General features: G+C 63.6%; 22 protein-coding genes. 14 read left to right on the forward strand and 8 right to left on the reverse strand.

The window, feature by feature from the left end; genetic code table 11:
• Positions 1 to 35: 35 nt before the first annotated feature.
• The 8 genes from JI749_RS09320 to choX form a co-directional block, all read right to left on the reverse strand.
• Positions 36 to 293: a formate dehydrogenase subunit delta gene (locus JI749_RS09320; protein WP_201652514.1), complete on the reverse strand. Its 258-nt coding sequence runs from the start codon at positions 291 to 293 to the stop codon at positions 36 to 38.
• On the reverse strand, positions 283 to 1,116 hold the full coding sequence (gene fdhD, locus JI749_RS09325; protein WP_201652517.1) for a formate dehydrogenase accessory sulfurtransferase FdhD: 834 nt from the start codon (positions 1,114 to 1,116) through the stop codon (positions 283 to 285). Before fdhD ends, JI749_RS09320 begins: the two co-directional genes overlap by 11 nt.
• Entirely contained in the window at positions 1,113 to 3,992 is a 2,880-nt protein-coding gene (gene fdhF / locus JI749_RS09330) for a formate dehydrogenase subunit alpha (RefSeq protein ID WP_201652519.1), read from the reverse strand. The genes fdhD and fdhF overlap by 4 nt, the downstream gene beginning before the upstream one ends.
• A 12-nt stretch (positions 3,993 to 4,004) precedes the next feature.
• A complete protein-coding gene (locus JI749_RS09335; protein WP_201652522.1) occupies positions 4,005 to 5,561 on the reverse strand; it encodes a formate dehydrogenase beta subunit in 1,557 nt (518 codons plus the stop codon).
• Entirely contained in the window at positions 5,558 to 6,028 is a 471-nt protein-coding gene (locus JI749_RS09340) for a formate dehydrogenase subunit gamma (protein ID WP_201652525.1), read from the reverse strand. The genes JI749_RS09335 and JI749_RS09340 overlap by 4 nt, the downstream gene beginning before the upstream one ends.
• A gap of 106 nt (positions 6,029 to 6,134) precedes the next feature.
• Positions 6,135 to 7,184, reverse strand: coding sequence for a choline ABC transporter ATP-binding protein (gene choV, locus JI749_RS09345; RefSeq protein WP_201652528.1), 1,050 nt, complete (start codon positions 7,182 to 7,184; stop codon positions 6,135 to 6,137).
• A gap of 4 nt (positions 7,185 to 7,188) precedes the next feature.
• On the reverse strand, positions 7,189 to 7,992 hold the full coding sequence (gene choW, locus JI749_RS09350; protein ID WP_456073814.1) for a choline ABC transporter permease subunit: 804 nt from the start codon (positions 7,990 to 7,992) through the stop codon (positions 7,189 to 7,191).
• A gap of 91 nt (positions 7,993 to 8,083) precedes the next feature.
• Positions 8,084 to 9,010, reverse strand: coding sequence for a choline ABC transporter substrate-binding protein (gene choX, locus JI749_RS09355; protein ID WP_201652534.1), 927 nt, complete (start codon positions 9,008 to 9,010; stop codon positions 8,084 to 8,086).
• Between the two features lie 113 nt (positions 9,011 to 9,123).
• Here choX and betI point away from each other — a divergent pair, with 113 nt between their 5' ends.
• The 14 genes from betI (at position 9,124) to JI749_RS09420 (ending at position 21,808) form a co-directional block, all read left to right on the forward strand.
• Positions 9,124 to 9,717 (forward strand): transcriptional regulator BetI, encoded by a 594-nt coding sequence (gene betI / locus JI749_RS09360; RefSeq protein ID WP_201652537.1) that lies wholly within the window; start codon positions 9,124 to 9,126, stop codon positions 9,715 to 9,717.
• On the forward strand, positions 9,710 to 11,227 hold the full coding sequence (betC, locus tag JI749_RS09365; RefSeq protein WP_201652540.1) for a choline-sulfatase: 1,518 nt from the start codon (positions 9,710 to 9,712) through the stop codon (positions 11,225 to 11,227). Before betI ends, betC begins: the two co-directional genes overlap by 8 nt.
• Entirely contained in the window at positions 11,227 to 12,687 is a 1,461-nt protein-coding gene (betB, locus tag JI749_RS09370; RefSeq protein WP_201652543.1) for a betaine-aldehyde dehydrogenase, read from the forward strand. The genes betC and betB overlap by 1 nt, the downstream gene beginning before the upstream one ends.
• Before the next feature lie 9 nt (positions 12,688 to 12,696).
• Entirely contained in the window at positions 12,697 to 14,358 is a 1,662-nt protein-coding gene (gene betA, locus JI749_RS09375) for a choline dehydrogenase (RefSeq protein ID WP_201652547.1), read from the forward strand.
• 139 nt (positions 14,359 to 14,497) lie between these two features.
• Positions 14,498 to 15,145 carry a TetR/AcrR family transcriptional regulator gene (locus tag JI749_RS09380; protein WP_201652550.1) on the forward strand — a complete coding sequence of 216 codons (648 nt, stop codon included), beginning with the start codon at positions 14,498 to 14,500 and terminating at the stop codon, positions 15,143 to 15,145.
• 24 nt (positions 15,146 to 15,169) lie between these two features.
• Positions 15,170 to 16,189, forward strand: coding sequence for a ketol-acid reductoisomerase (gene ilvC / locus JI749_RS09385; RefSeq protein WP_201652553.1), 1,020 nt, complete (start codon positions 15,170 to 15,172; stop codon positions 16,187 to 16,189).
• A gap of 47 nt (positions 16,190 to 16,236) precedes the next feature.
• A complete protein-coding gene (locus JI749_RS09390) occupies positions 16,237 to 16,956 on the forward strand; it encodes a hypothetical protein (RefSeq protein ID WP_201652556.1) in 720 nt (239 codons plus the stop codon).
• A 102-nt stretch (positions 16,957 to 17,058) separates the two neighbouring features.
• Positions 17,059 to 17,529: a GFA family protein gene (locus JI749_RS09395; RefSeq protein ID WP_201652559.1), complete on the forward strand. Its 471-nt coding sequence runs from the start codon at positions 17,059 to 17,061 to the stop codon at positions 17,527 to 17,529.
• 2 nt (positions 17,530 to 17,531) lie between these two features.
• Positions 17,532 to 18,026: a heme-degrading domain-containing protein gene (locus JI749_RS09400; protein ID WP_201652563.1), complete on the forward strand. Its 495-nt coding sequence runs from the start codon at positions 17,532 to 17,534 to the stop codon at positions 18,024 to 18,026.
• Between the two features lie 8 nt (positions 18,027 to 18,034).
• Complete coding sequence (locus tag JI749_RS09405) at positions 18,035 to 18,922, forward strand: PhzF family phenazine biosynthesis protein (RefSeq protein ID WP_201652566.1); 888 nt, start codon at positions 18,035 to 18,037, stop codon at positions 18,920 to 18,922.
• Between the two features lie 64 nt (positions 18,923 to 18,986).
• On the forward strand, positions 18,987 to 19,415 hold the full coding sequence (locus JI749_RS09410; RefSeq protein WP_201652569.1) for a hypothetical protein: 429 nt from the start codon (positions 18,987 to 18,989) through the stop codon (positions 19,413 to 19,415).
• A 97-nt stretch (positions 19,416 to 19,512) separates the two neighbouring features.
• Complete coding sequence (locus tag JI749_RS17535) at positions 19,513 to 19,638, forward strand: hypothetical protein (RefSeq protein ID WP_267911642.1); 126 nt, start codon at positions 19,513 to 19,515, stop codon at positions 19,636 to 19,638.
• A gap of 110 nt (positions 19,639 to 19,748) precedes the next feature.
• Entirely contained in the window at positions 19,749 to 21,308 is a 1,560-nt protein-coding gene (locus JI749_RS09415) for a 2-isopropylmalate synthase (RefSeq protein ID WP_201652572.1), read from the forward strand.
• Positions 21,309 to 21,358: 50 nt separating this feature from the next.
• Positions 21,359 to 21,808: a GNAT family N-acetyltransferase gene (locus tag JI749_RS09420; protein ID WP_201652575.1), complete on the forward strand. Its 450-nt coding sequence runs from the start codon at positions 21,359 to 21,361 to the stop codon at positions 21,806 to 21,808.
• The last annotated feature ends 1 nt before the right edge of the window (position 21,809 follow it).

The following is a 21,809-nucleotide window of genomic DNA, read 5'->3' on the forward strand; positions in this document are numbered from 1 at the left end:
CCGGCCTTGGGTTCACCACGCTTTGAGGGGGACCGTCAAGCCGACGGGCCGTTCGCGTCACCGGGGTCGGGGCGTCGCACTGCCGCGGCCGCCTCACGCACAATGGGGCTGAAGCCCTCCGCCCCCGCATCGAAAAGGTGGAGGAACTGCCGGCGCATGCGCGGCTCCCAGAATTTGTTGATGTGGTCGGCCACGCTAGCCGCCCTATCATGCCCCGATTGCGTGCTGAAGAAGCTGCCGATCTGGTTGGCCATGCGCACCAGCTTCCGTGCCGTCTGGTCGTCATGCGACATGCTTGTCACCTCCGGCAGTGACTCGTTCAGAATGCGTGAACACGTCGAACTCTTCCCCTCGCACCAGGGCAATCAAGGTCATTCCCGCCTCCTCAGCGGTGCGGATGGCTAGGGCAGTGGGGGCGGAAACCGCCAGGATGGCCGGGGCGCCGATGGCCGCGGCCTTCTGCACCATCTCGACGGACAGCCGCGACGTCACCGCGATCGCTCCGGTCGCCCCGGCAATTCCGGCTTTCGCCAAAGCCCCGGCCAGCTTGTCGAGCGCATTGTGACGCCCGACATCCTCCCGGATCAGCGCAATGCCCCGGCCCGGCCGGAAAAAGCCGGCAGCGTGCACCGCGCCGGTCTGGGCGTGGAAAGGCTGGTCCTTGGCCAACAGGCGCATTGCCTGCGCGATATCTTCCGCCGACAGGGTCAGCTTGTCCTGGCTGACTTTCGCGACGGGCCGAACGGCTTCCTCGATCGATTCAATGCCGCAGAGGCCACAGCCGACGGGCCCGGCCAACCGCCGCCGTCGCGCCGTGAAGCGCGTATTGGCGGCATCGCGCAGCCACATCTGGATGTCGATCCCAGACTCCAGGTGCTCGACATGCATGCGCTCGATCTCTTCGGCAGCGCCGATGATCCCTTCGGTCAGCGAGAAACCGAGGGCGAAATCCTCCAGATCGGATGGGCTTGCCATCATTACCGCATGGGTTGTCCCGGCAAATGACAGGGCGACCGGCACCTCTTCGGGCACATTGCGGTCCGCCCATGCCGACCCCGTCATGCGCCGGGCCAGCCTGGAGAACCGGGTAATGGATGGCCGCCCGGCAACGCTCATTCGGCAGGCTCCGCCGGCATGGCGATGCGGCGCGAGCGGAGCGAAAGCGCCTCGTATTCCGTCTGCCAGTCCGAAGGGCCATTGGATGGCTTCACCTGCACCGCCGTCACCTTGTATTCGGGGCAGTTGGTCGCCCAATCCGAGAAGTCGGTGGTGATGACATTCGCCTGCGTCTCGGGATGGTGGAACGTCGTGTAGACGACGCCCGGCGCCACCTTGTCGGTAACATGCGCGCGCAGAGTGGTTTCGCCAGCGCGGCTGGCCAGGCGCACCCAATTGCCTTCGCGCACGCCGCGCTGTTCGGCATCGTGCGGATGGATCTCCAGAACGTCCTCGTCGTGCCAGACCACGTTGGCGGTGCGGCGGGTTTGAGCGCCCACATTGTACTGCGACAGAATTCGGCCCGTGGTGAGCAGCAGCGGGAAGCGCGGTCCGGTGCGCTCGTCGGTCGGCACATATTCGGTGCGCAGGAACTTGCCGCGACCGCGGACGAAGCCGTTCATATGCATGATCGGCGTGCCTTCGGGCGCTGCCTCGTTGCACGGCCACTGGACCGACCCCAGCTCCTCGAGGCGCGAGTAGGAGACGCCGGAGAAGCTCGGTGTCGTCCTGGCGATTTCGTCCATGATCTGGGAGGGGTGGGTATAGGCCCATTCGAGGCCCATTGCCTGGGCCATCCGCTGCGTCACTTCCCAGTCCGCCAGCCCGTTGCGCGGCGCCATGACCTTGCGCACCCGGTTGATGCGGCGCTCGGCATTGGTGAAGGTGCCGTCCTTTTCAAGGAAGGTCGAGCCGGGCAGGAAGACATGCGCGTAGTTGGCGGTTTCGTTGAGGAAGAGGTCGTGGACCACGACGCATTCCATCGCCGCCAGGCCCGCCGAGACATGCTTGGTATCCGGATCTGACTGAAGGATGTCCTCGCCCTGGATGTAGAGCGCCTTGAAGGTGCCGTCGACGGCGGCATCGAGCATGTTGGGAATGCGCAGGCCGGGCTCGCGGTCGAGCTTGACGCCCCAGAGCATTTCGAAGGTTTCGCGGGCTGCATCGCCGGAGACGTGGCGATAGCCCGGCAGTTCGTGCGGGAACGAGCCCATGTCGCACGAGCCCTGGACATTGTTCTGCCCGCGTAGCGGGTTCACGCCGACGCCGGGCCGGCCGATATTGCCGGTCAGCATGGCGAGATTGGCGATGGCCATCACCGTCGTCGATCCCTGGCTGTGCTCGGTGACGCCCAGGCCATAGTAGATCGAGCCATTGCCGCCGGTGGCGAAGAGGCGGGCCGCCTGGCGCACCATCTCGGCCGGGACGCCGGTATATTGCTCGGTCTGTTCCGGGCTGTGGCGCGCGTCGGCGACGAATTCGGCATAGTCCTCGAATTCGGACCAATCGCAGCGCTCGCGAATGAATGACTCGTCGAACAGCCCTTCGGTGACGATCACGTGGGCAATCGCGGTCATCACGGCGACGTTGGTGCCCGGCGTCAGCGCCAGGTGATACTCGGCCTCGACATGGGCGGAGCGCACGGTCTCGGTGCGGCGTGGGTCGATGACGATAAGCTTGGCCCCGGCACGCAGGCGCTTCTTGAGCCGGGAGGCAAAGACCGGGTGCGCCGCAGCAGGGTTGGCACCGATCACCAGGACCACATCGGTCTCCTCGACCGAGTCGAAATCCTGCGTACCGGCCGACGTCCCGAAAGCCTGGCCGAGCCCATATCCCGTCGGCGAGTGGCAGACGCGAGCGCAGGTATCGACATTGTTGTTGCCGAAGCCCTGGCGGACCAGCTTCTGCACCAAATAGGTCTCTTCATTGGTGCAGCGCGACGACGTGATGCCGCCCACCGATCCCTTGCCATAGGTTTGCTGGATACGGCGGAACTCGCTGGAAATATGGCCAAAGGCCTCCTCCCAGCTCACTTCGCGCCAGGGGTCCGAAATCTTCTCGCGCACCATGGGGTTGAGGATGCGGTCCTGGTGGGTGGCATAGCCCCACGCGAACCGCCCCTTGACGCAGGAATGGCCGCGATTGGCCTTGCCATCCTTCCACGGCACCATGCGGACGAGTTCGTCGCCGCGCATTTCGGCTTTGAAAGAGCAACCGACGCCGCAATAGGCGCAGGTGGTGATAACCGAATGCTCCGGCTGGCCGATCTCGATCACCGACTTTTCGGTGAGCGTCGCAGTCGGGCAGGCCTGCACGCAGGCGCCGCAGGAGACGCAGTCGCTGTCGAGGAAAGACTGGTGCATGCCCGGCGAGACCCGGCTGTCGAAGCCCCGGCCTTCGATGGTCAGCGCGAACGTGCCCTGGACTTCCTCGCAGGCCCGTACGCAACGGGAGCAGACGATGCATTTGGACGGATCGTAGGTGAAATAGGGGTTGGATTCGTCCTTGGGCATGTGGCGGAAATTGCTTTCGCCGCCGCGCGTTGCGAAGACGTGGTTGTCGCCTTCGTACCCATAGCGCACATCGCGCAGCCCCACGGCACCGGCCTGGGTCTGCAGCTCGCAATCGCCGTTGGCTGCACAGGTCAGGCAGTCAAGCGGGTGGTCGGAGATGTAGAGCTCCATCACCCCCTTGCGCAGGGTCTTGAGCCGGTCGGTCTGCGTCCGGACCACCATGCCCTCGGCGACCAGCGTGGTGCAGGAGGCGGGCGTGCCCGCGCGACCCTCGATTTCGACAAGGCACAGCCGGCACGAACCGAAGGCATCGACCATGTCGGTGGCGCACAGCTTGGGTACGGAGATGCCCGCATCCATGGCAGCCCGCATCACCGACGTCCCCTCGGGAACGCTGACGGTGAAACCGTCGATGGAGACCGAGACGGTCTTTTCGGACTTGGAGGCCGGCGTCCCGTAGTCGATTTCGTGGATGAGACCCATGGTGGCGTTCTCCTATTCGGCCGCGATCGCTGCCGGGCGCGGCGCGAAGTCGTCCTGAAAGTGGCTGATGGCGCTCATGACGGGGTAGGGGGTGAATCCGCCCAGCGCACAGAGGGAGCCGAATTTCATGGTGTTGCAGAGGTCCGCTACCAGCTCGAGGTTCTTCTCGCGATCGATACCGCGGGCGACCTTGTCCAGCGTTTCGACCCCGCGCGTGGAACCGATGCGGCAGGGCGTGCACTTGCCGCAGCTTTCGATGGCGCAGAATTCCATGGCGAAGCGGGCCATCTTGAGCATGTCGGCGCTGTCGTCGAAGACGGTGATGCCCGCATGTCCGATCAAGCCGCCCTTGGCCGCGAAGGCTTCGTAGTCGAAGGGCGTATCGAACAGCGCTGGGGGGAAATAGGCGCCGAGCGGACCGCCGACCTGCACCGCCTTGACCGGTCTGCCGGATGCCGTGCCGCCGGCAATGTCTTCGACGATCTCGCCCAGCGTCAGCCCGAAACCGACCTCGAACAGCCCGGTATAGCGGGCGTTGCCGGCGATCTGGATCGGAATGGTGCCGCGCGAACGGCCCATGCCGAAATTCTTGTAGTGGGCCGCGCCCCTGTCGAGGATGACAGGCACCGAGGCCAGCGAGATCACGTTGTTGACGACGGTAGGCTTGCCGAAGAGGCCATGAAGCGCCGGCAGTGGCGGCTTGGCGCGGACGACGCCGCGCTTGCCTTCGAGGCTGTTGAGCAAGGATGTTTCCTCCCCGCACACATACGCACCAGCACCCATGCGCACTTCGATGTCGAAGGCCCGGCCGGAGCCAAGCACGGATGGACCGAGTATGCCTGCGCGACGCGCCAGCTCGACCGCGGCGCGCATCGTGGCGACTGCGTGCGGATATTCGGAACGGGTATAGATATGGCCCTTGGTCGCACCGACCGCGAGCCCGGCAATCGTCATGCCCTCGATCAGCACGAAGGGGTCGCCTTCCATGATCATGCGGTCGGCGAAGGTTGCAGAGTCACCCTCGTCGGCATTGCAGACGATGTATTTGCGATCCGCCGCTGCGCCGGCCACGGTGTTCCACTTGATCCCGGTGGGAAAGCCGGCGCCGCCGCGTCCGCGCAGGCCCGACTCCGTCACCTGGGCCACAACAGCGGCGGGCGACATGGCCACGGCATTTTCCAGCCCGCGTAGGCCGCCATGGTTGCGATAGTCGTCCAGCGACAGGGGATCGATGACGCCGCAGCGGGCAAAGGTGAGGCGCGTCTGCCTGGCCAAAAACGGTATGGCCTCGGTGGCGCCGAGACTCAACGGATGGGTTGCGCCCTCCAGCAAGCCGGCATCGAGCAGCGACGGCACATCCGATGCCGCGACCGGGCCGTAGGCAAGACGCGCCCCGCCGACGTCCACCTCGACGAGCGGCTCGAGCCAGTGCAGGCCGCGCGACCCGTTGCGGACAATTTTCGCCGATAGCCCGCGCGCGCCGAGCTGTTCAGCCATAGCACGGGCCACGTCGTCGGCGCCGAGCGCCAAGGCCGCCGCGTCGCGGGGAATGTAGATGGTGACGGTCATCCGCGCACCTGGCTGATGATATCGATGATTTTCTCGTCATTGAGGCGGCCAATCGGCATGCCGTCCAGCATGGCGGCCGGGGCGCATGAACACAGGCCCAGGCAATACACGGCCTCTAGCGTCACCGCCCCGTCGGAACTTGTCTCGCCCAGCTCGGCGCCAAGCAGGGCCTGGAGCGACGCCGCTATGGCGTCCGACCCCATCGATTGGCAGGATTCGGCGCGGCAAAGCTTGAGGACATGGCGTCCGGCCGGCTGCCGCCGGAAGTCATGGTAGAAGCTGACCACGCCATGCACCTCGGCATTGGAAATGTTGAGCGCATCGGCAATCAGCGGCAGTGCTTCAGAGGGTATATGGCCAAAATGCTCCTGCATGTCGTGCAGGATGGGGAGAAGAGGGCCTTCAAGGGCGCTCGAGCGAGCGATCACCTCCCTGATCCGCGTCGATAGGACCTCCGTCTCCCGCATTTACGACCTCGCTCAATTTAGAACGATTTTAACACGCAAGCCCCGCCAGAGATCAATACAGAGGCACCGTTGAACGATAGATAATGTCTATCGTGGCGCTCGACGGCTAGTGGACGCCGGCACCGGGGCGGGGTGGCTTGGCGCGCAGGGCGGTGACGATGTCTTGGCTGAAAATGCTGCCGACCAGCTGGCCATCCGCGCCCCGGACACAAACCGAGGGGGCTCCGGCGGACAATTGCTCGATGACCGCAGCCAGCGGACTGTCGGACGGGACGGCATTTGCGCCGCTTCCGATATGGGTGGTCATGACATCCATGGCGCGCAGCACGTTGAGCGGGTTCATATGGGCGACAAAATCCTCGACGTAGCCGTTGACCGGATTGGCAATGATCTCCTGCGGCGTGCCGCACTGCACGATCCGTCCACCCTCCATCAGGGCGATGCGGTCACCGAGCTTGAAGGCCTCGTCGAGATCGTGGCTCACGAAGATGATGGTGCGCTTGAGCTTGGCCTGCAGTTCGAGCAACTCGTCCTGGAGCCGGGAGCGGATCAGCGGATCGAGGGCAGAGAACGGCTCATCCATGAGCAGGATCGGGGCTTCCGTAGCGAAGGCACGGGCAAGCCCGACGCGCTGCTGCATGCCGCCGGACAGTTGGCCCACATTGCGATCCGCCCAATCGGTCAGCCCCACCAGTTCCAGCTGCGTCCGCACCTTTGCATGACGTTCTGCCTTGGAGAGACCATCGAGCTCGAGCCCGAGCCCGACATTGTCGAGCACAGTGCGCCAGGGCAGGAGGCCAAACTGCTGGAAGACCATGGCCACGGACTTGCGGCGCAGTTGCAGCAGTTCCTGCCGGGTGCAGGCGGCCGGATTGACCGACTTGCCCTGATCGATGACCGTGACCGCCCCCCGAACCACCGGATTGAGGCCATTGACGGCCCGCAGCAATGTTGATTTGCCCGATCCGGAAAGGCCCATGAGGACGAGGATTTCGCCCGTTTTGACGGTCAATGAACAGTTGTGCACGCCCAGGACCTGGCGGGTCTCCTTCTGAATCTCCTGTCGGGATTTTCCCTGATCCATCAATGGCAGCGCCAAGCCAGGATTGGCACCGAAGACGATATTGACCTTGTCGAAGATGACGGCGTCTTCCATGGCTCTAGTCCTGTCTGATGCGCAGCATGCGGTCGAGCACGATAGCCACGACCACGATAATCAGCCCGCTTTCAAAGCCGAGCGCGGTGTTGACCGAATTGAGAGCGCGGACGACGGGGACGCCCAATCCGTCGGCGCCGACCAGCGCCGCGACCACCACCATCGACAGCGAGAGCATAATGGTCTGGTTGAGCCCCGCCATGACCTGCGGCAGGGCATAAGGCAGCTCCACCTTCCACAGCTTCTGGCGCGCGGTGCCGCCGAATGCCTCCACGGCCTCCAGAAGGGCCGGTGGGGTTGAGGAAATGCCCAATTGCGTCATGCGGATCGGAGCCGGCAGCACGAAGATCACCGTCGCGATCAAGCCGGGGACCATGCCGATGCCGAAAAACACAATGGCCGGAATCAGATAGACGAATGTCGGCAAGGTCTGCATGAGGTCGAGGATCGGCTGCAGGAAGCGATAAAGCCGCGGGCGATGCGCCGCGGCGATGCCGATCGGCACGCCGATGGCCATGCAGACCACGCAAGCGGCGATAACCAGGGTCAGGCTTTCGGTGGTCTCTTCCCAATAACCCTGGTTGAGAATGAACAGCATGCCCAGCAGCGTCAGCAGGCAGGTGGCCCAGCTGCGCTGCAACCACCAGGTAATGCCGACGAAGATGGCGACGATGATGAGCGGATGCGGCGTCTGCAGCAGCCAAAGCATCGCCTCGATCAGAGCTTCGGCCGCATCCGACATGGCGTCGAAAACGCTGCGAAAATTGTCCCGCAGCAGGATGAAGAAGTCGCTCGCCCAGCGCCCCACCGGAATTTTGTAGTCGGTCAGCCAATCCACTGGTCTCGTCCCCCGGAAAGCAGAACGGCCCGGTCGCTACCGACCGGGCCGTTTGGATTTGTCAGCTGTCGAGCAGCGCCTTGACTGCCGCGACGCCATCGCCCCCATCGAGCGTCGTCACACCATCGACCCAACCCGTTGCCACGTCGGGATTTGCCTTGAGCCATTCCAGCGTGGCGTCAGCCGGATCGGCGCCGTCATTGAGGATCTTGCCCATGATCTCGTTTTCCATCGGCAGGGAGAACTTCAGGTTGGTCAGCAGCTTGCCGACATTAGGACATTCGGCAGCGTAGCCCTTGCGGGTGACCGTATCAACGACGCCTTCACCCCCGAAGAAGTCTTCGCCACCCGGCAGATATTTCAGCGGGAACTTGGCATTCATCGGATGCGGCTCCCAGCCCAGGAACACCACGTCCTTGTTGTCCGACACCGCGCGATCGACCTCGGCCAACATGCCCTGCTCGGAGCTTTCGACCACCTTGAAGCCGCCCAGGTCCCATTTGTTGGCGTCGACCAGGCTGATCAGGTAGCCGTTACCCTCATTGCCCGGCTCGATGCCGTAGATCGTGTTGTCCAGTTCCTCGGCGAACTCATGGATCTTGGAGTAGTCGGTCAGGCCCTTGTCATAGGTATAGGCCGGCACGGCGAGTGTGTACTTGGTGCCTTCGAGGTTGGTGGCGACCTTCTCGACTTCGCCGCTTTCCAGATAGGGGCCGATCGCGGCCTGCTGGGCGGGCAGCCAGTTGCCCAGGAAGACGTCCACGTCGTCGCTTTCCAGCGAGGCGAATGTCACCGGTACGGAGAGAACTTTCACATCGACCTTGTAGCCCAGGGCTTCGAGGATGTGCTTGGTCGTTGCCGTCGTCGTGGTGATGTCCGTCCAGCCGACGTCGGAAAAGGTGACGGTATCGCATTCGGCTGCGTAGGCGGTGCCCGCCAGCAGCGACAGCGCCAGAGCGCCGGTCAGAGTGAGGGTGGTCAGTCTCATAATCTGTCGTCTCCTGATTGCGGGTAGTTGCGGCAAGTTTTTTCTTGATTGACTGCTCAATCAAAAACGACACAATCGGAAATGTAAACTCGAAATATGTGCAGGCGCCAACAATGCCGAAAATCGGTGCAGAGGCCGTTCGCCGAAAGGCAATGGTGGAAGCCGCCATTGTGGAAATCGGCGAAGCCGGCAGCCTTGACGTCACCGTCAGCCAGATAGCGCGCCGTGCCGGCATGTCCCCGGCTTTGGCGCATCATTATTTCGGCAGCAAGGACCAGATGTTCCTTGCCACCATGCGGTACATTCTGAAGGTCTATGGCGAAAGCGTGCGCCAGGGCATGGCGGGTGCGTCCAGCCCGATCGAACGTCTCCACGCCATCATCGATGTCAGTTTCGCACCCGACCAGTTTGCCCGGGAAATCGTGGCGGCGTGGCTGACTTTCTATGTCCGTGCCTTGCAATCGGAGCCGGCGAGCCGGTTGCTGCAGCTCTATGCCCGGCGCCTCCATTCAAACCTGGTGTTCAACCTTCGACAGCTGGTCGACGGCGAGCAGGCTCAGGCCATCGCCCAGGGCCTGGCCGCCATGATCGATGGTTTCTATATTCGCCACGCCCTGCAGGATTTCGCGCCTTCGCGTGACGTGGTGCGCGCCATGGTGATCGACTATCTCGACCTGTGCGTGAGCCGGAGTGCTGCCCGTGGCTGATCGGCCCAATATCCTAATTTTCATGGTCGACCAGCTCAACGGCACCTTCTTTCCGGATGGTCCTACCGAGTGGCTGCATGCGCCCAATCTCAAGGCGCTGGCAGCACGGTCCACACGCTTTGCCAATGCCTATACCGGATCGCCCCTTTGCGCCCCCGGTCGCGCCAGCTTCATGTCGGGGCAATTACCGCGCCGCACCCGGGTCTATGACAACGCGGCCGAGTTCGCCTCCGATATCCCGACCTATGCGCATCATCTGCGTGCCGGGGGCTATGCGACGACGCTTTCGGGCAAGATGCACTTTGTCGGTCCCGACCAGCTCCATGGCTTCGAGGAACGGCTGACCACCGATATCTACCCGGCCGATTTCGGCTGGACTCCCGACTATGACAAGCCCGGTGAGCGCATCGACTGGTGGTATCACAACCTCGGCTCGGTCAAGGGGGCAGGGGTGGCCGAGATCACCAACCAGCTCGAATATGACGACGAGGTCGCCTTCAACGCGGTGCGCAAGGTCTATGATCTCGGTCGGCGCCTGCGACCGCATCCCTGGATGCTGACGGTGAGCTTCACCCACCCGCACGACCCCTATGTAGCGCGCCGAAAGTACTGGGACCTCTACGAGGACTGCAAACATCTCGATCCGGAAACCGCTCCGATCCCCTACGAGGCTCAGGATCCACATTCACAGCGCCTGATGGATGCCTGCGATTTCCGGGCCCTCGATATCACGACGGACGATGTCCGGCGGTCGCGCCGCGCCTATTTCGCCAACATTTCCTATGTCGACGACAAGATCGGCGAGGTGCTCGAAGCGCTGCGCGGCACGCGGCAGGACGAGGACACGATCATCGTCTTTGCCTCCGATCATGGAGACATGCTGGGTGAGCGCGGATTGTGGTTCAAGATGAACTTCTTCGAGGGCTCGGCCCGCGTGCCGCTGATGATCGCGGCGCCAGGCTTGCCTGCCGGGCGGATATACACCCCCGTCAGCACCATGGACCTGACCCCTACGCTCTGCGAGCTGGCGGGTATCTCGCTGGATCGCATCAGGCCCTGGACGGACGGCGAAACGCTGGTGCCGCTGGCCAATGGCGTCGTGCGCACCACCCCGGTCCGGATGGAATATGCCGCCGAAGGCTCTGTGACGCCGATGGTCTGCCTTCGCGAGGGCGACTGGAAATATATCGAGTGCGGTGCCGATCCTGCGCAGCTTTTCAACCTGGCCAGCGATCCGCATGAGTTGAAAAACCTGGCCGACGACCCCGCTCATGCCGCTGACCTGGCGCGGTTCGCCGCCCAGGCAGCCGCCTACTGGGACCTGCTGGCCTATGATGCCGAGGTGCGGGCCAGCCAGGCGCGCCGCCATGTCGTCTACGCCGCGTTGCGGAACGGCGCCTATTATCCGTGGGATTTCCAGCCGCTGCAGCAGGCGTCGGAGCGCTACATGCGCAACCATATGGACCTCAATGTGCTCGAAGAGAGCAAGCGTTTCCCAAGGGGCGAATAATGCGCGACGTACAGCCGGCCGCGAGCCACTTTGTCGATGGCCGCTACGTCGAGGACGTGGCGGGACGATCGATCGAATGCGTCTATCCGGCGAGCGGCGCGGTTGTGGCCAGGTTGCATTCAGCAACAGCGGATATTGTAGAACAGGCGCTGGCCTCGGCCGTTCGGGCCCAAAGGGAGTGGGGGGCGCTCAAGCCGGTCGTGCGGGGCCGGGTGCTGCGCCGGGCTGCCGACATCATCCGCGAGCGCAACCGGGAACTCTCCGAGATTGAAACCATCGATACCGGCAAGCCGATCCAGGAAACGCTGGTGGCCGATGCCGCCTCGGGCGCTGACGCACTGGAATACTTCGCCGGGCTCGCCGCCACGATGACCGGCGAGACCATCCCGCTGGGTGGCGACTTCGTCTACACCATCCGCGAGCCGCTGGGCGTGGTCGTGGGCATCGGTGCGTGGAATTATCCGACGCAGATTGCCTGCTGGAAGGCCGCGCCGGCCCTGGCCGCCGGCAATGCGATGATCTTCAAGCCGTCGGAGGTCACCCCGCTTGGCGCGCTAAGGCTGGCCGAAATCCTGATCGAGGCCGGGGCGCCGGCCGGGCTGTTCAATGTCGTGCAGGGCTATGGCGATGTCGGCGCGGCCCTGGTGAGTGATCCGCGCGTCGCCAAGGTGTCGCTGACCGGGTCGGTGCCGACGGGCAAGAAGGTCTATGCCGCCGCCGCTTCGGGCATGAAGCATGTCACCATGGAACTGGGCGGCAAGTCGCCGCTGATCATCTTCGACGACGCTGACCTCGATAGCGCCGTCAGCGCGGCCATCAACGCCAACTTCTATTCGTCCGGGCAGGTCTGTTCCAACGGCACACGGGTGTTCGTGCAGGACAAGATCCGCCCCACCTTCCTTGATCGGCTGGTGTCGCGCACTGCCAATGCCGTGATCGGCGAGCCGCTGGAGGAGGCAACGCAGGTGGGGCCGCTGGTATCGGAAGCGCAGCGCAACAAGGTGCTCGGCTATATCGAGACCGGCAAGACCGAAGGAGCCAGGCTCCTGATCGGGGGCAGGGTGCCGCCCAGCCAGAATAGCGGTTTTTACGTCGAGCCGACGGTGTTTGCCGACGTGACCGATGAGATGACCATTGCCCGCGAGGAGATATTCGGGCCGGTGATGGCCGTGCTGGGCTTTGCCGACGAAGCCGACGTGATTGCCCGCGCCAATGCCACCGAGTTCGGCCTAGCGGCCGGCGTGTTCACCGCCAACCTGGCGCGGGCGCATCGGGTTATCGGCCAACTGGAGGCGGGCACCTGCTGGATCAACACCTACAATGTGACGCCGGTCGAGGCCCCTTTCGGCGGGGTCAAGCAATCCGGCGTCGGCCGCGAGAATTCGCGGGCGGCACTTGATCACTACAGCCAGATCAAATCGGTTTATGTCGCATCGGGCCCGGTGGCCGCAGCCTATTAGGAGCCCGGCATGGAAGCGGATTTCGTCATCATCGGTTCGGGTTCGGCCGGCGGCACCATGGCCGCGCGGCTCAGCGAGGACGGCCAGCATTCGGTGATCGTGCTCGAATTCGGCGGTTCCGATATCGGCCCGCTGATCCAGATGCCGGCGGCGCTCAGCTATCCGATGAACATGCCGCGTTATGACTGGGGCTTTCGCTCCGAGCCCGAGCCGCATCTGGGCGGGCGCACGCTGGGCGTGCCGCGCGGCAAGGTGATCGGCGGCTCGTCCTCGATCAACGGCATGGTCTATGTGCGCGGCCACGCCGGGGACTATGATCATTGGGAGGAGAGCGGCGCCTCGGGCTGGGGCTATGCCGACGTCGTCCCCTACTTCAAGCGGATGGAAAACTGGCATCCCGGCCCGCATGGTGGGGACCCGGATTGGCGCGGTAAGTCGGGCCCGCTGCATGTGACGCGCGGCAAGCGCGACAATCCGCTGTTCAAGGCCTTCGTGGAAGCCGGCAGGCAGGCCGGGTTCGAGCTGACCGACGACTACAACGGCGAGAAGCAAGAAGGCTTCGGGCCGATGGAGCAGACGGTGTGGAACGGCCGGCGCTGGTCGGTCGCCAATGCCTATTTGAAGCCTGCCTTGAAGCGACCGAACCTCACCCTGGTCAAATGCTTTGCCCGCAGGGTGGTTATCCAAAACGGCCGCGCCATCGGAGTCGAGATCGAGCGCGGCGGCCAGGTGGAAGTGGTCAAGGCCAGGCGCGAGGTGATCGTCGCAGCGTCATCGATCAACTCGCCCAAAATCCTGCTGCTGTCAGGCATCGGCCCGGCAGCACAGCTGGCCGAGCATGGCATTCCCGTGGTCGCCGACCGGCCTGGCGTCGGGGCCAACCTGCAGGATCATATGGAGCTCTACATCCAGCAGGCGTCGATACAGCCGATCACCCTCTACAAATACTGGAATCTGTTCGGCAAGGCGCTGATCGGGGCACAATGGCTGTTCTTCAAGAACGGGCTGGGCGCCTCCAACCAGTTCGAAAGCGCCGCCTTCATTCGCTCCAAGGCCGGGGTGAGGTATCCCGATATCCAGTTCCACTTCATCCCGATTGCGGTGCGCTATGATGGGCAGGCGGCGGCCGAGGGCCACGGCTTCCAGGCGCATGTCGGACCCATGCGCTCGGCTTCGCGCGGGGCGGTGACGCTGCGGTCATCCGACCCCAAGGCGCCGCCGCGCATCCAGTTCAACTACATGTCCGATCCCCAGGACTGGGCCGATTTCCGCCACTGCATCCGGGTGACGCGCGAGATTTTCGGGCAGAAGGCGTTCGACCCCTATCGCGGCAAGGAAATCCTGCCGGGGGAAAAATATCAGACCGACGACGAACTGGACGACCACATCCGCCGCCACGCTGAAAGCGCCTACCATCCGTGCGGTACCTGCAAGATGGGCCGGTCGAGTGACCCGATGGCCGTGGTCGATCCGGAATTGCGGGTGATTGGCGTGGACGGGTTGCGGGTGGCCGATAGCTCGATCTTCCCGCGCATTACCAATGGCAACCTCAATGGCCCCTCGATCATGGTGGGCGAAAAGGCATCGGACCACATCCTGGGCAAGGGCATGCTGCCGGCGGACAATGGCGTGCCATGGATCAATCCGCGCTGGGAAACCTCGGATCGCTAGCGAGCCTGTCGGGTGGCGTAGCATCATCAGCAGCATTTCATAGCTGACGTTGAAATAGAGCTTGCCTGGAACCGTACCGTACGGTACGCCTGCGGACGAAATTGGCCGATACCGTTCGGTCCGCCAGTCGAGGGCTACCGTGCCAGTGACCATTAAGGTCAACGAAGAGACGTTTACCCCGCGCCAGCAGGCTGTGCTGACGGCGGCACTGGACCTGCTCGTCGAGAATGGCGATGGCCTGACGATGACGGCCGTGGCGCGTCGTGCCTCGTGCTCGAAGGAAACGCTCTACAAGTGGTTTGGCGACCGCGACGGGCTGCTGACCGCCACCGTGCAGTGGCAGGCGGCCAAGGTGCGCATGCCGGTGGTCGATCGCAGCCACCTCAATGCCAAGGCGCTGCGCCTGTCCATCGAGCAATTCGCGCGTGACCTGCTGACCGTCATCGTGGGCGAGGTGTCGGTGACGCTCAACCGCACGGCCGTTACCCACGCGGCGCAGGAAAAGGATAGCCTGGGGCTGATCGTGCTCGAAAATGGTCCGTTGGCCATTCGTCGCCGGCTCAAGCCCATTCTCGAGGCTGGACGCGATGCGCGGCTGTTGCGGTTCGATTCCAGCGAGGACGCCTACCGCAGCTTTTTCGGCCTCGTTGTCCGCGATGTGCAGATCCGCCTGCTGCTGGGTGACAAGAGCCTCACCCAGTCCAACGTGGAAGCCAATATCGAGGCCGACGTGAAGGCCGCGACCGACCAGTTCTTTGCCCTCTATGGGGCGAAAGCCACCCTCTAACACCGTATTCCAAGGGAGAAACCCATGCGCGTCTATTATGATCGTGATGCCGATCTGAACATCATCAAGTCCAAGAAGGTGGCCATTGTCGGCTACGGCTCGCAGGGCCATGCCCATACGCTGAACCTGCGCGACTCGGGCGTGAAGGACGTTGTTGTCGCGCTGCGTCCCGGCTCCGCCTCGGCCAAGAAGGCCGAGGGCGAAGGCCTCAAGGTGATGTCGGTCGCCGACGCCGCCAAGTGGGCCGACGTCATCATGATGCTGACCCCCGATGAGTTGCAGGCCGACATCTACAAGCAGCATATCGAACCCAATATCCGTGACGGCGCGGCGCTGGCTTTCGCCCACGGTCTCAACGTGCACTTCAACCTGATCGAGCCCAAGTCGACCGTCGACGTGATCATGATCGCGCCGAAGGGCCCGGGCCACACCGTGCGCGGCGAATACCAGAAGGGTGGCGGCGTGCCGTGCCTGATCGCCGTGCACCAGGACGCCTCGGGCAATGCGCATGACATTGCGCTCGCCTATGCATCGGGCGTTGGCGGCGGCCGTTCGGGCGTTATCGAGACCAACTTCCGCGAAGAATGCGAAACCGACCTCTTCGGCGAACAGGCCGTGCTCTGCGGTGGCCTGGTCGAGCTGATCCGCGCCGGCTTCGAAACGCTGGTGGAAGCCGGCTACGCTCCTGAAATGGCCTATTTCGAGTGCCTGCACGAAGTGAAGCTGATCGTCGACCTGATCTACCAGGGCGGCATCGCCAACATGAACTACTCGATTTCCAACACTGCCGAGTGGGGCGAATACGTCACCGGTCCGCGCATCATCACCTCGGAAACCAAGGCCGAGATGAAGAAGGTGCTGCACGATATCCAGTCGGGCAAATTCACCAGCGAGTGGATGCAGGAGCACAAGGCCGGTGGTTCGCGCTTCAAGGCGACCCGTCGCCTGGCCGACGAGCATCCGATCGAGGAAGTCGGTGCCAAGTTGCGCGACATGATGCCCTGGATCAAGGCCGGCGCACTGGTCGACAAGGCCAAGAACTAAGCGAACAGCAAGCGGCCGGGGGAGACCCCGGCCGTTGTGTTTGGGCCATGCAGATAGTCCCCGTCGCGCATATCGATATTGTCCGTGTGCCCGGTTCCTGGCCGCTCAGCGAGGAGCAGCGCGCGGCGGTCGAGACGCATTGGCGGGATGCGCTAGCCGCCAATCCGCATCTGTGGGACGGACGCATCCTCGGTCTATCCGCGCCGGGCGGGGGCATGCCGCGGGTCGAAGGGGGCGTATTCCGCGCCGAGGCGCGCGAAGATGCCTATTCCGCCTTCATGCTCTGGCGCCAACTGGGCTTTCCCGACATCGGCATGTGCCACGCCTTCGGCTGGGCTTTGGTCGTGGGCAGCGATGGTGCCATCATTTATGGCGTCATGGGCAGCAGCACCGCCAATGCGGGGCGGATCTATCCGCCGGGCGGTTCGCTGGAACCACGCGATGTGTTGGCCGACGGGAGGGTGGACGTCGATCGCTGCATCGCGCTCGAGCTCGAGGAGGAGACTGGATTGCGGGCCGAAGACGCCTCATTGGGCGCCATGGTCGCCGTCACCGATGGCCCGCGCATCTCCTTCGGCCGTATTTACCGCTATCGCGAGACGGCCGCGACATTGGCGAAGCGCATCCGTGCCAATCTCGACCGGCAGGTTCATCGTGAGCTTGACGATGTGGTCGTCATTGCCTCACTGGCCCAAGCCAAGGCGCTTGGCGCCGTGCCCTATGCCGTTGCCGTGGCCGAGGCTTACTTCGCGGGGCAAGTGGGTTGAAGGGGGCATTGCCCGCACCGCCCGGTTGTTCCGGGTGGCTTCTGCCCGCCTGCAACTTGGTCTAGAACCTGACAGGCCAATTTTCGAGTCGAGAGGGGCGTGATGGACCTGCCAAATTTCCCGGTCGAAGGCGGCTGCCAATGTGGTGCCGTGCGATATCGGCTCAAGGCGAGCCCGCTGGCGGTTTATAATTGCCATTGCAAGGATTGCCAGCGCTTCTCCGGCGCCGGCTGGTCCATGTCCATGATCGTCCGCGACGAGGATTTCGAGCTGCGCAGCGGGCGGCTCGAGCAGTACCGGCGCACCGCGGACAGCGGCAATGTCATCGTCATGAACTTCTGTGCCCATTGTCACGGCTGGGTCTGGAACGACCCACCCGCGCCCGGCATCAAGGTGGTGCGGGCGGGAACGCTTGACGATATCGACTGGGCCGCGCCGGTGGGCAATATCTGGACCGACAGCAAGGCGGCCTGGGCGGAGATCAATCCGGCCCTCACCAATTTCCCTAAGGGCATCGCGGACCGGCAGCCGCTCTACGATGCCTGGACACGTTCTACGCATAAGGACACCTGAATATGGCAGCCGCCGAAGACATTGCCCTGGTCAAAAAGCAGGAGCAGGACCTGGTCCTCGACGCGTTCGACGAAGGCGTGGCCTTCACGCTGGGGCAGGCGATCCGGGACCGGGCAGCGGCCGAAGGCCTCTCGCTGGTGGTCGACATCCGGACCTGGGATCGGCAGATGTTCTTTGCCGCCACCCCGGGCACCACTGCCGACAATGCTGAGTGGGTTCGTCGCAAGATCAACACGGTGCGGCGCTTCCACAAAGCGAGCTACCGCATTTCGCTGGAGCGCGGCGGGGATGGGGTTTTTCCCGAAATTCTCAATGCCGGCGCGACCGACTATGTTATCGCCGGCGGGGGCTTCCCGATCAGGGTCAGGGGTGCGGGCATCGTGGGCTGCCTGGCCATTTCGGGGCTGCCCGGCCGTGACGACCATGGCGTCGCCGTTGCGGCACTGTGCGACCATCTGGGTCTCGATCGCGCTGCATATGCGTTGCCCAAGCAATAGGGGCCAAGATGAAGCTCAATTATCTGCTGCTGGATGTGTTCACGCGCGAGCGCCTGCAGGGCAATCAGCTGGCGGTGGTCTGCAGGGCCGACGGACTGCTCGATGGCGAGATGCAGGCTATAGCCCGCGAGTTCAACCTCAGCGAAACCGTGTTCATCCTCAAGCCGCATATCGAGCGCAACACGGCCTCGATCCGCATTTTCACGCCTTATGCCGAGTTGCCCTTTGCCGGGCACCCCACGGTGGGCGCCGCGGTGGTGCTGGGGCTGCAGAACAAGGTCAGCGCCGTGCGGCTGGAAGAACAGGTCGGTCTTATCACCGCGCTGTTCGAAAAAGCCGACAGGCGCTCCGGCGAAGCCCGTTTTGCCCTGCCGCGGCTGCCATCGCGCGTCGCGTCGCTGACCGATCGGCTGGGCATGGCCCAGGCCCTGGGCATCGAAGTCGAGGATATCGGCTGCGATCTCTATGAGCCGGCCGTATTCTCGGCGGGGGTGACGTTCCATCTGGTTCCTGTGCGCAATGCCGAGGTGCTGCGCAGGATCAAGGTCAATACCGGCATCTGGAACAGCGTCTTCTCGCATGACCACAATTCAGCCTACGTGTTCACCCTGACGCCCGAAGAGCCGGAAAACGACCTGGCGGCGCGCATGTTCGGCATGGATGTGGGGGAGGACCCAGGGACGGGGTCGGCAGCGGCAGCGCTGATCGGACTGCTTGCCGAACATGCCGATCTGGCAAGCGGGCAGGCCGACTTCACCCTGCGGCAGGGCCACGAAATGGGGCGGCCCTGCCGCATTACCATCCAGCTGCGCAAGGACAATGACGTGCTGATCCATGGCGGCATTGGCGGGCATGCAGTGATCGTTGGGGAAGGCGTGCTCGATCTCGAGCCCTAGAAGCATTTCAGCGCTGACAGTTTCCCGCTGCCGGTGCTAGTTTAATAGGGGAGAGGGGCCTCTCATGGACATCGTTATCAATCTGCTCATCGCAGCGCATATTCTGGCATTCGTCGCCGGCGGATCGAATTCCGTCGTCGGGCCGGTGATCGGGGCAAGGATGGCCGCGGCGACGCCGGACATGCGGGCAGGCTATTTTGCCGTGATGGAAACACTTTCCAAGGTCGGTCGCGCGGCGATGGTTGTGCTGCTGGTGTCCGGCCCAGCCATACTCTGGCTCAAGTATGGTGGGCTCGGCGGCGCCAGCATCTGGTTCTGGATCAAGATGGCGCTAGTCGTCGTCATGTTTGCTTCCATCGTCGTCGGCGGCATCAACGTGAAAAAGCTGCAGGCGGGCGATGTGGCGGCCGGAAAGCGGGCAGACCTTGCCCACAGGATCACCGGCTTGGCCTTCCTGGGCGTCGTGATTTCGGCGGTATTCGCCTTTAACTAGACGAAAAGCCTAAAGCAAAAAAACAACCTGGACTTCTGCTCGGGCTTGCGCGGATCGGCAGATTCGCGCATTCTTGCGCCAAATCGAGACCACAGCCATGCAGCGCAATCGCGCCAAAGCCATAGCAATTGCCAAGACTCAGGACCGCAACCGCGCCCTGATGCTGGCTGCTGGGCTGCTGCTGCTTCCCGTTGCGCTCCTTCTCCTTCTTATCAGCCCCTGATCACCGGCAGCTCGAACGAGCGGGTCGTCAGGGGATAACGCCATCAGCCGAACAGAGATTGTCCGGCCTGCAGAGCTTTGACTCTGGGCCGCCCGATAGGAATACGAGACATGTCCGCCGCAACCGACACCAACAAAGACCGCGTCTTCATCTTCGACACCACGCTGCGTGATGGCGAGCAATCGCCCGGCGCGACCATGACGCTGGAAGAAAAGCTGCAGGTCGCCGAAACGCTCGATGAGATGGGCGTCGACATTATCGAGGCCGGCTTCCCCATCGCCTCCAACGGCGACTTCGAGGCCGTCGTTGCCGTGGCCAAGGCCGTCAAGCGCTCGACGGTGGCGGGTCTCGCCCGGGCCATCACCGCCGATATCGACCGGGCCGGCGAGGCCGTGCGCCATGCTCAACGCGGCCGCATCCACACCTTCGTTTCGACCTCGCCAATCCATCTGGCGCATCAGATGAAGAAGACCGAGGACGAGGTGATCGAAATCATCGCCCGTACCGTGGCGCAGGCCCGCAACCTGATCGACGATGTCGAATGGTCGGCAATGGATGCGACCCGCACGCCGCTGGAATTCCTGAAGCGCTGTGTCGAGACCGCCATCAAGGCCGGCGCCACGACGATCAACCTGCCCGATACTGTCGGCTACGCTGTGCCGGACGAGCACGAGAAGATGTTCCGCGACATCATCACCCAGGTGCCTGGCGCCGATAAGGCGATCTTTTCCGCGCATTGCCATAACGATCTCGGCCTGGCGGTAGCCAATTCGCTGGCCGCCGTCCGTGGCGGCGCGCGCCAGGTGGAATGCACCATCAATGGGTTGGGCGAGCGCGCTGGCAACGCTGCGCTGGAAGAAATCGTCATGGCGCTGCGCACCCGCGCGGATGCCATGCCGTATCATACCCAGATCGAGACAACCCATCTGGCCCGCGCCAGCAAGGTCGTGTCCGCTGCCGCCAACTTCCCGGTGCAATACAACAAGGCCATCGTGGGCAAGAACGCCTTCGCGCACGAGAGCGGCATCCATCAGGACGGCATGCTCAAGAATGCCGAGACCTACGAGATCATGACCCCGGCCAGCGTGGGCATCAAGGAAACGACCCTAGTGATGGGCAAGCATTCGGGCCGCGCTGCCTTCAAGGACAAGCTGCGCGAGCTGGGCTACGAGCTGGGCGACAACGCCTTCCAGGAGGCTTTCGTCCGCTTCAAGGACCTGGCCGACCGCAAGAAGCATGTCTACGACGCCGACATCATCGCGCTTGTCGATGATGAGGTCGGGTCGGTGGGCGACCGCATCAAGCTGGTCGACATGGAAGTGGTCAGCAAGACCGGTGGCACCCACAAATGCAGCATTACCCTTTCCATCGACGGCGAGGAATCCTCGGTCACCTATGAAGGTACCGGCTCGGTGGACGCGATTTTCAACGCCATCAAACAGGGCGTTGGCCAGCAGCCACATCTGGTGCTCTACGCCGTCGATGGCGTGACCGGGGGCACCGACGCGCAGGCTTCGGCTCATGTGCGTCTCGAAATGAACGGGCGCATTGTCTCGGGCAATGCTGCCGAGCCCGATACCCTGGTGGCCTCGGCTCGCGCCTATCTCAATGCCTATAACCGCCTGCTGATCGAACGCGGGGCTTCGGCCCAAGGGGCAATGGCGGGCTAAGACTGCAGCTCCATGCCCCGGCCAGCGGTGGCAGGGGCAGGGAGGACTGAATGGACTACCTATTGATAGAGGTCAGCGAGGCGGACGACTGGTCGGCCTATCACGCGATCCGCCGCCAGGAACTGTTCGAAGCCAAGGGCCGGCATGGCATCTACGATCCCAATCGGCCGGACGAGCGGCTGCCGGGGATGCATCCCTACCTGCTCAAGGCCGATGGCCAACCGGTTGGCACGACGCGCCTCGATATTCGGGACGATGGCACCTGCATCTTCCGCCTGGTGGCGATCACCGCTTCCGAGCAGGGCAAGGGGCATGGTCGCGTGCTGGGCCGGATGGTGGAGCAGATGGCGCGGGAGCACGGTTCTCATACGGCTTATGTGAACGCTGCGCCGAATGCCCTAGGATACTATGAAGCCACGGGCTGGCAGCGCCACGTCTGGGATGAGGCGGAGCTGGTCAGCATTGCCAGCGATTGCATCCAGATGCGCAAGGCGCTCTGAC

The sequence above is a fragment of the Devosia oryziradicis genome, assembly GCF_016698645.1.
GTDB classification, from domain to species: domain Bacteria; phylum Pseudomonadota; class Alphaproteobacteria; order Rhizobiales; family Devosiaceae; genus Devosia; species Devosia oryziradicis.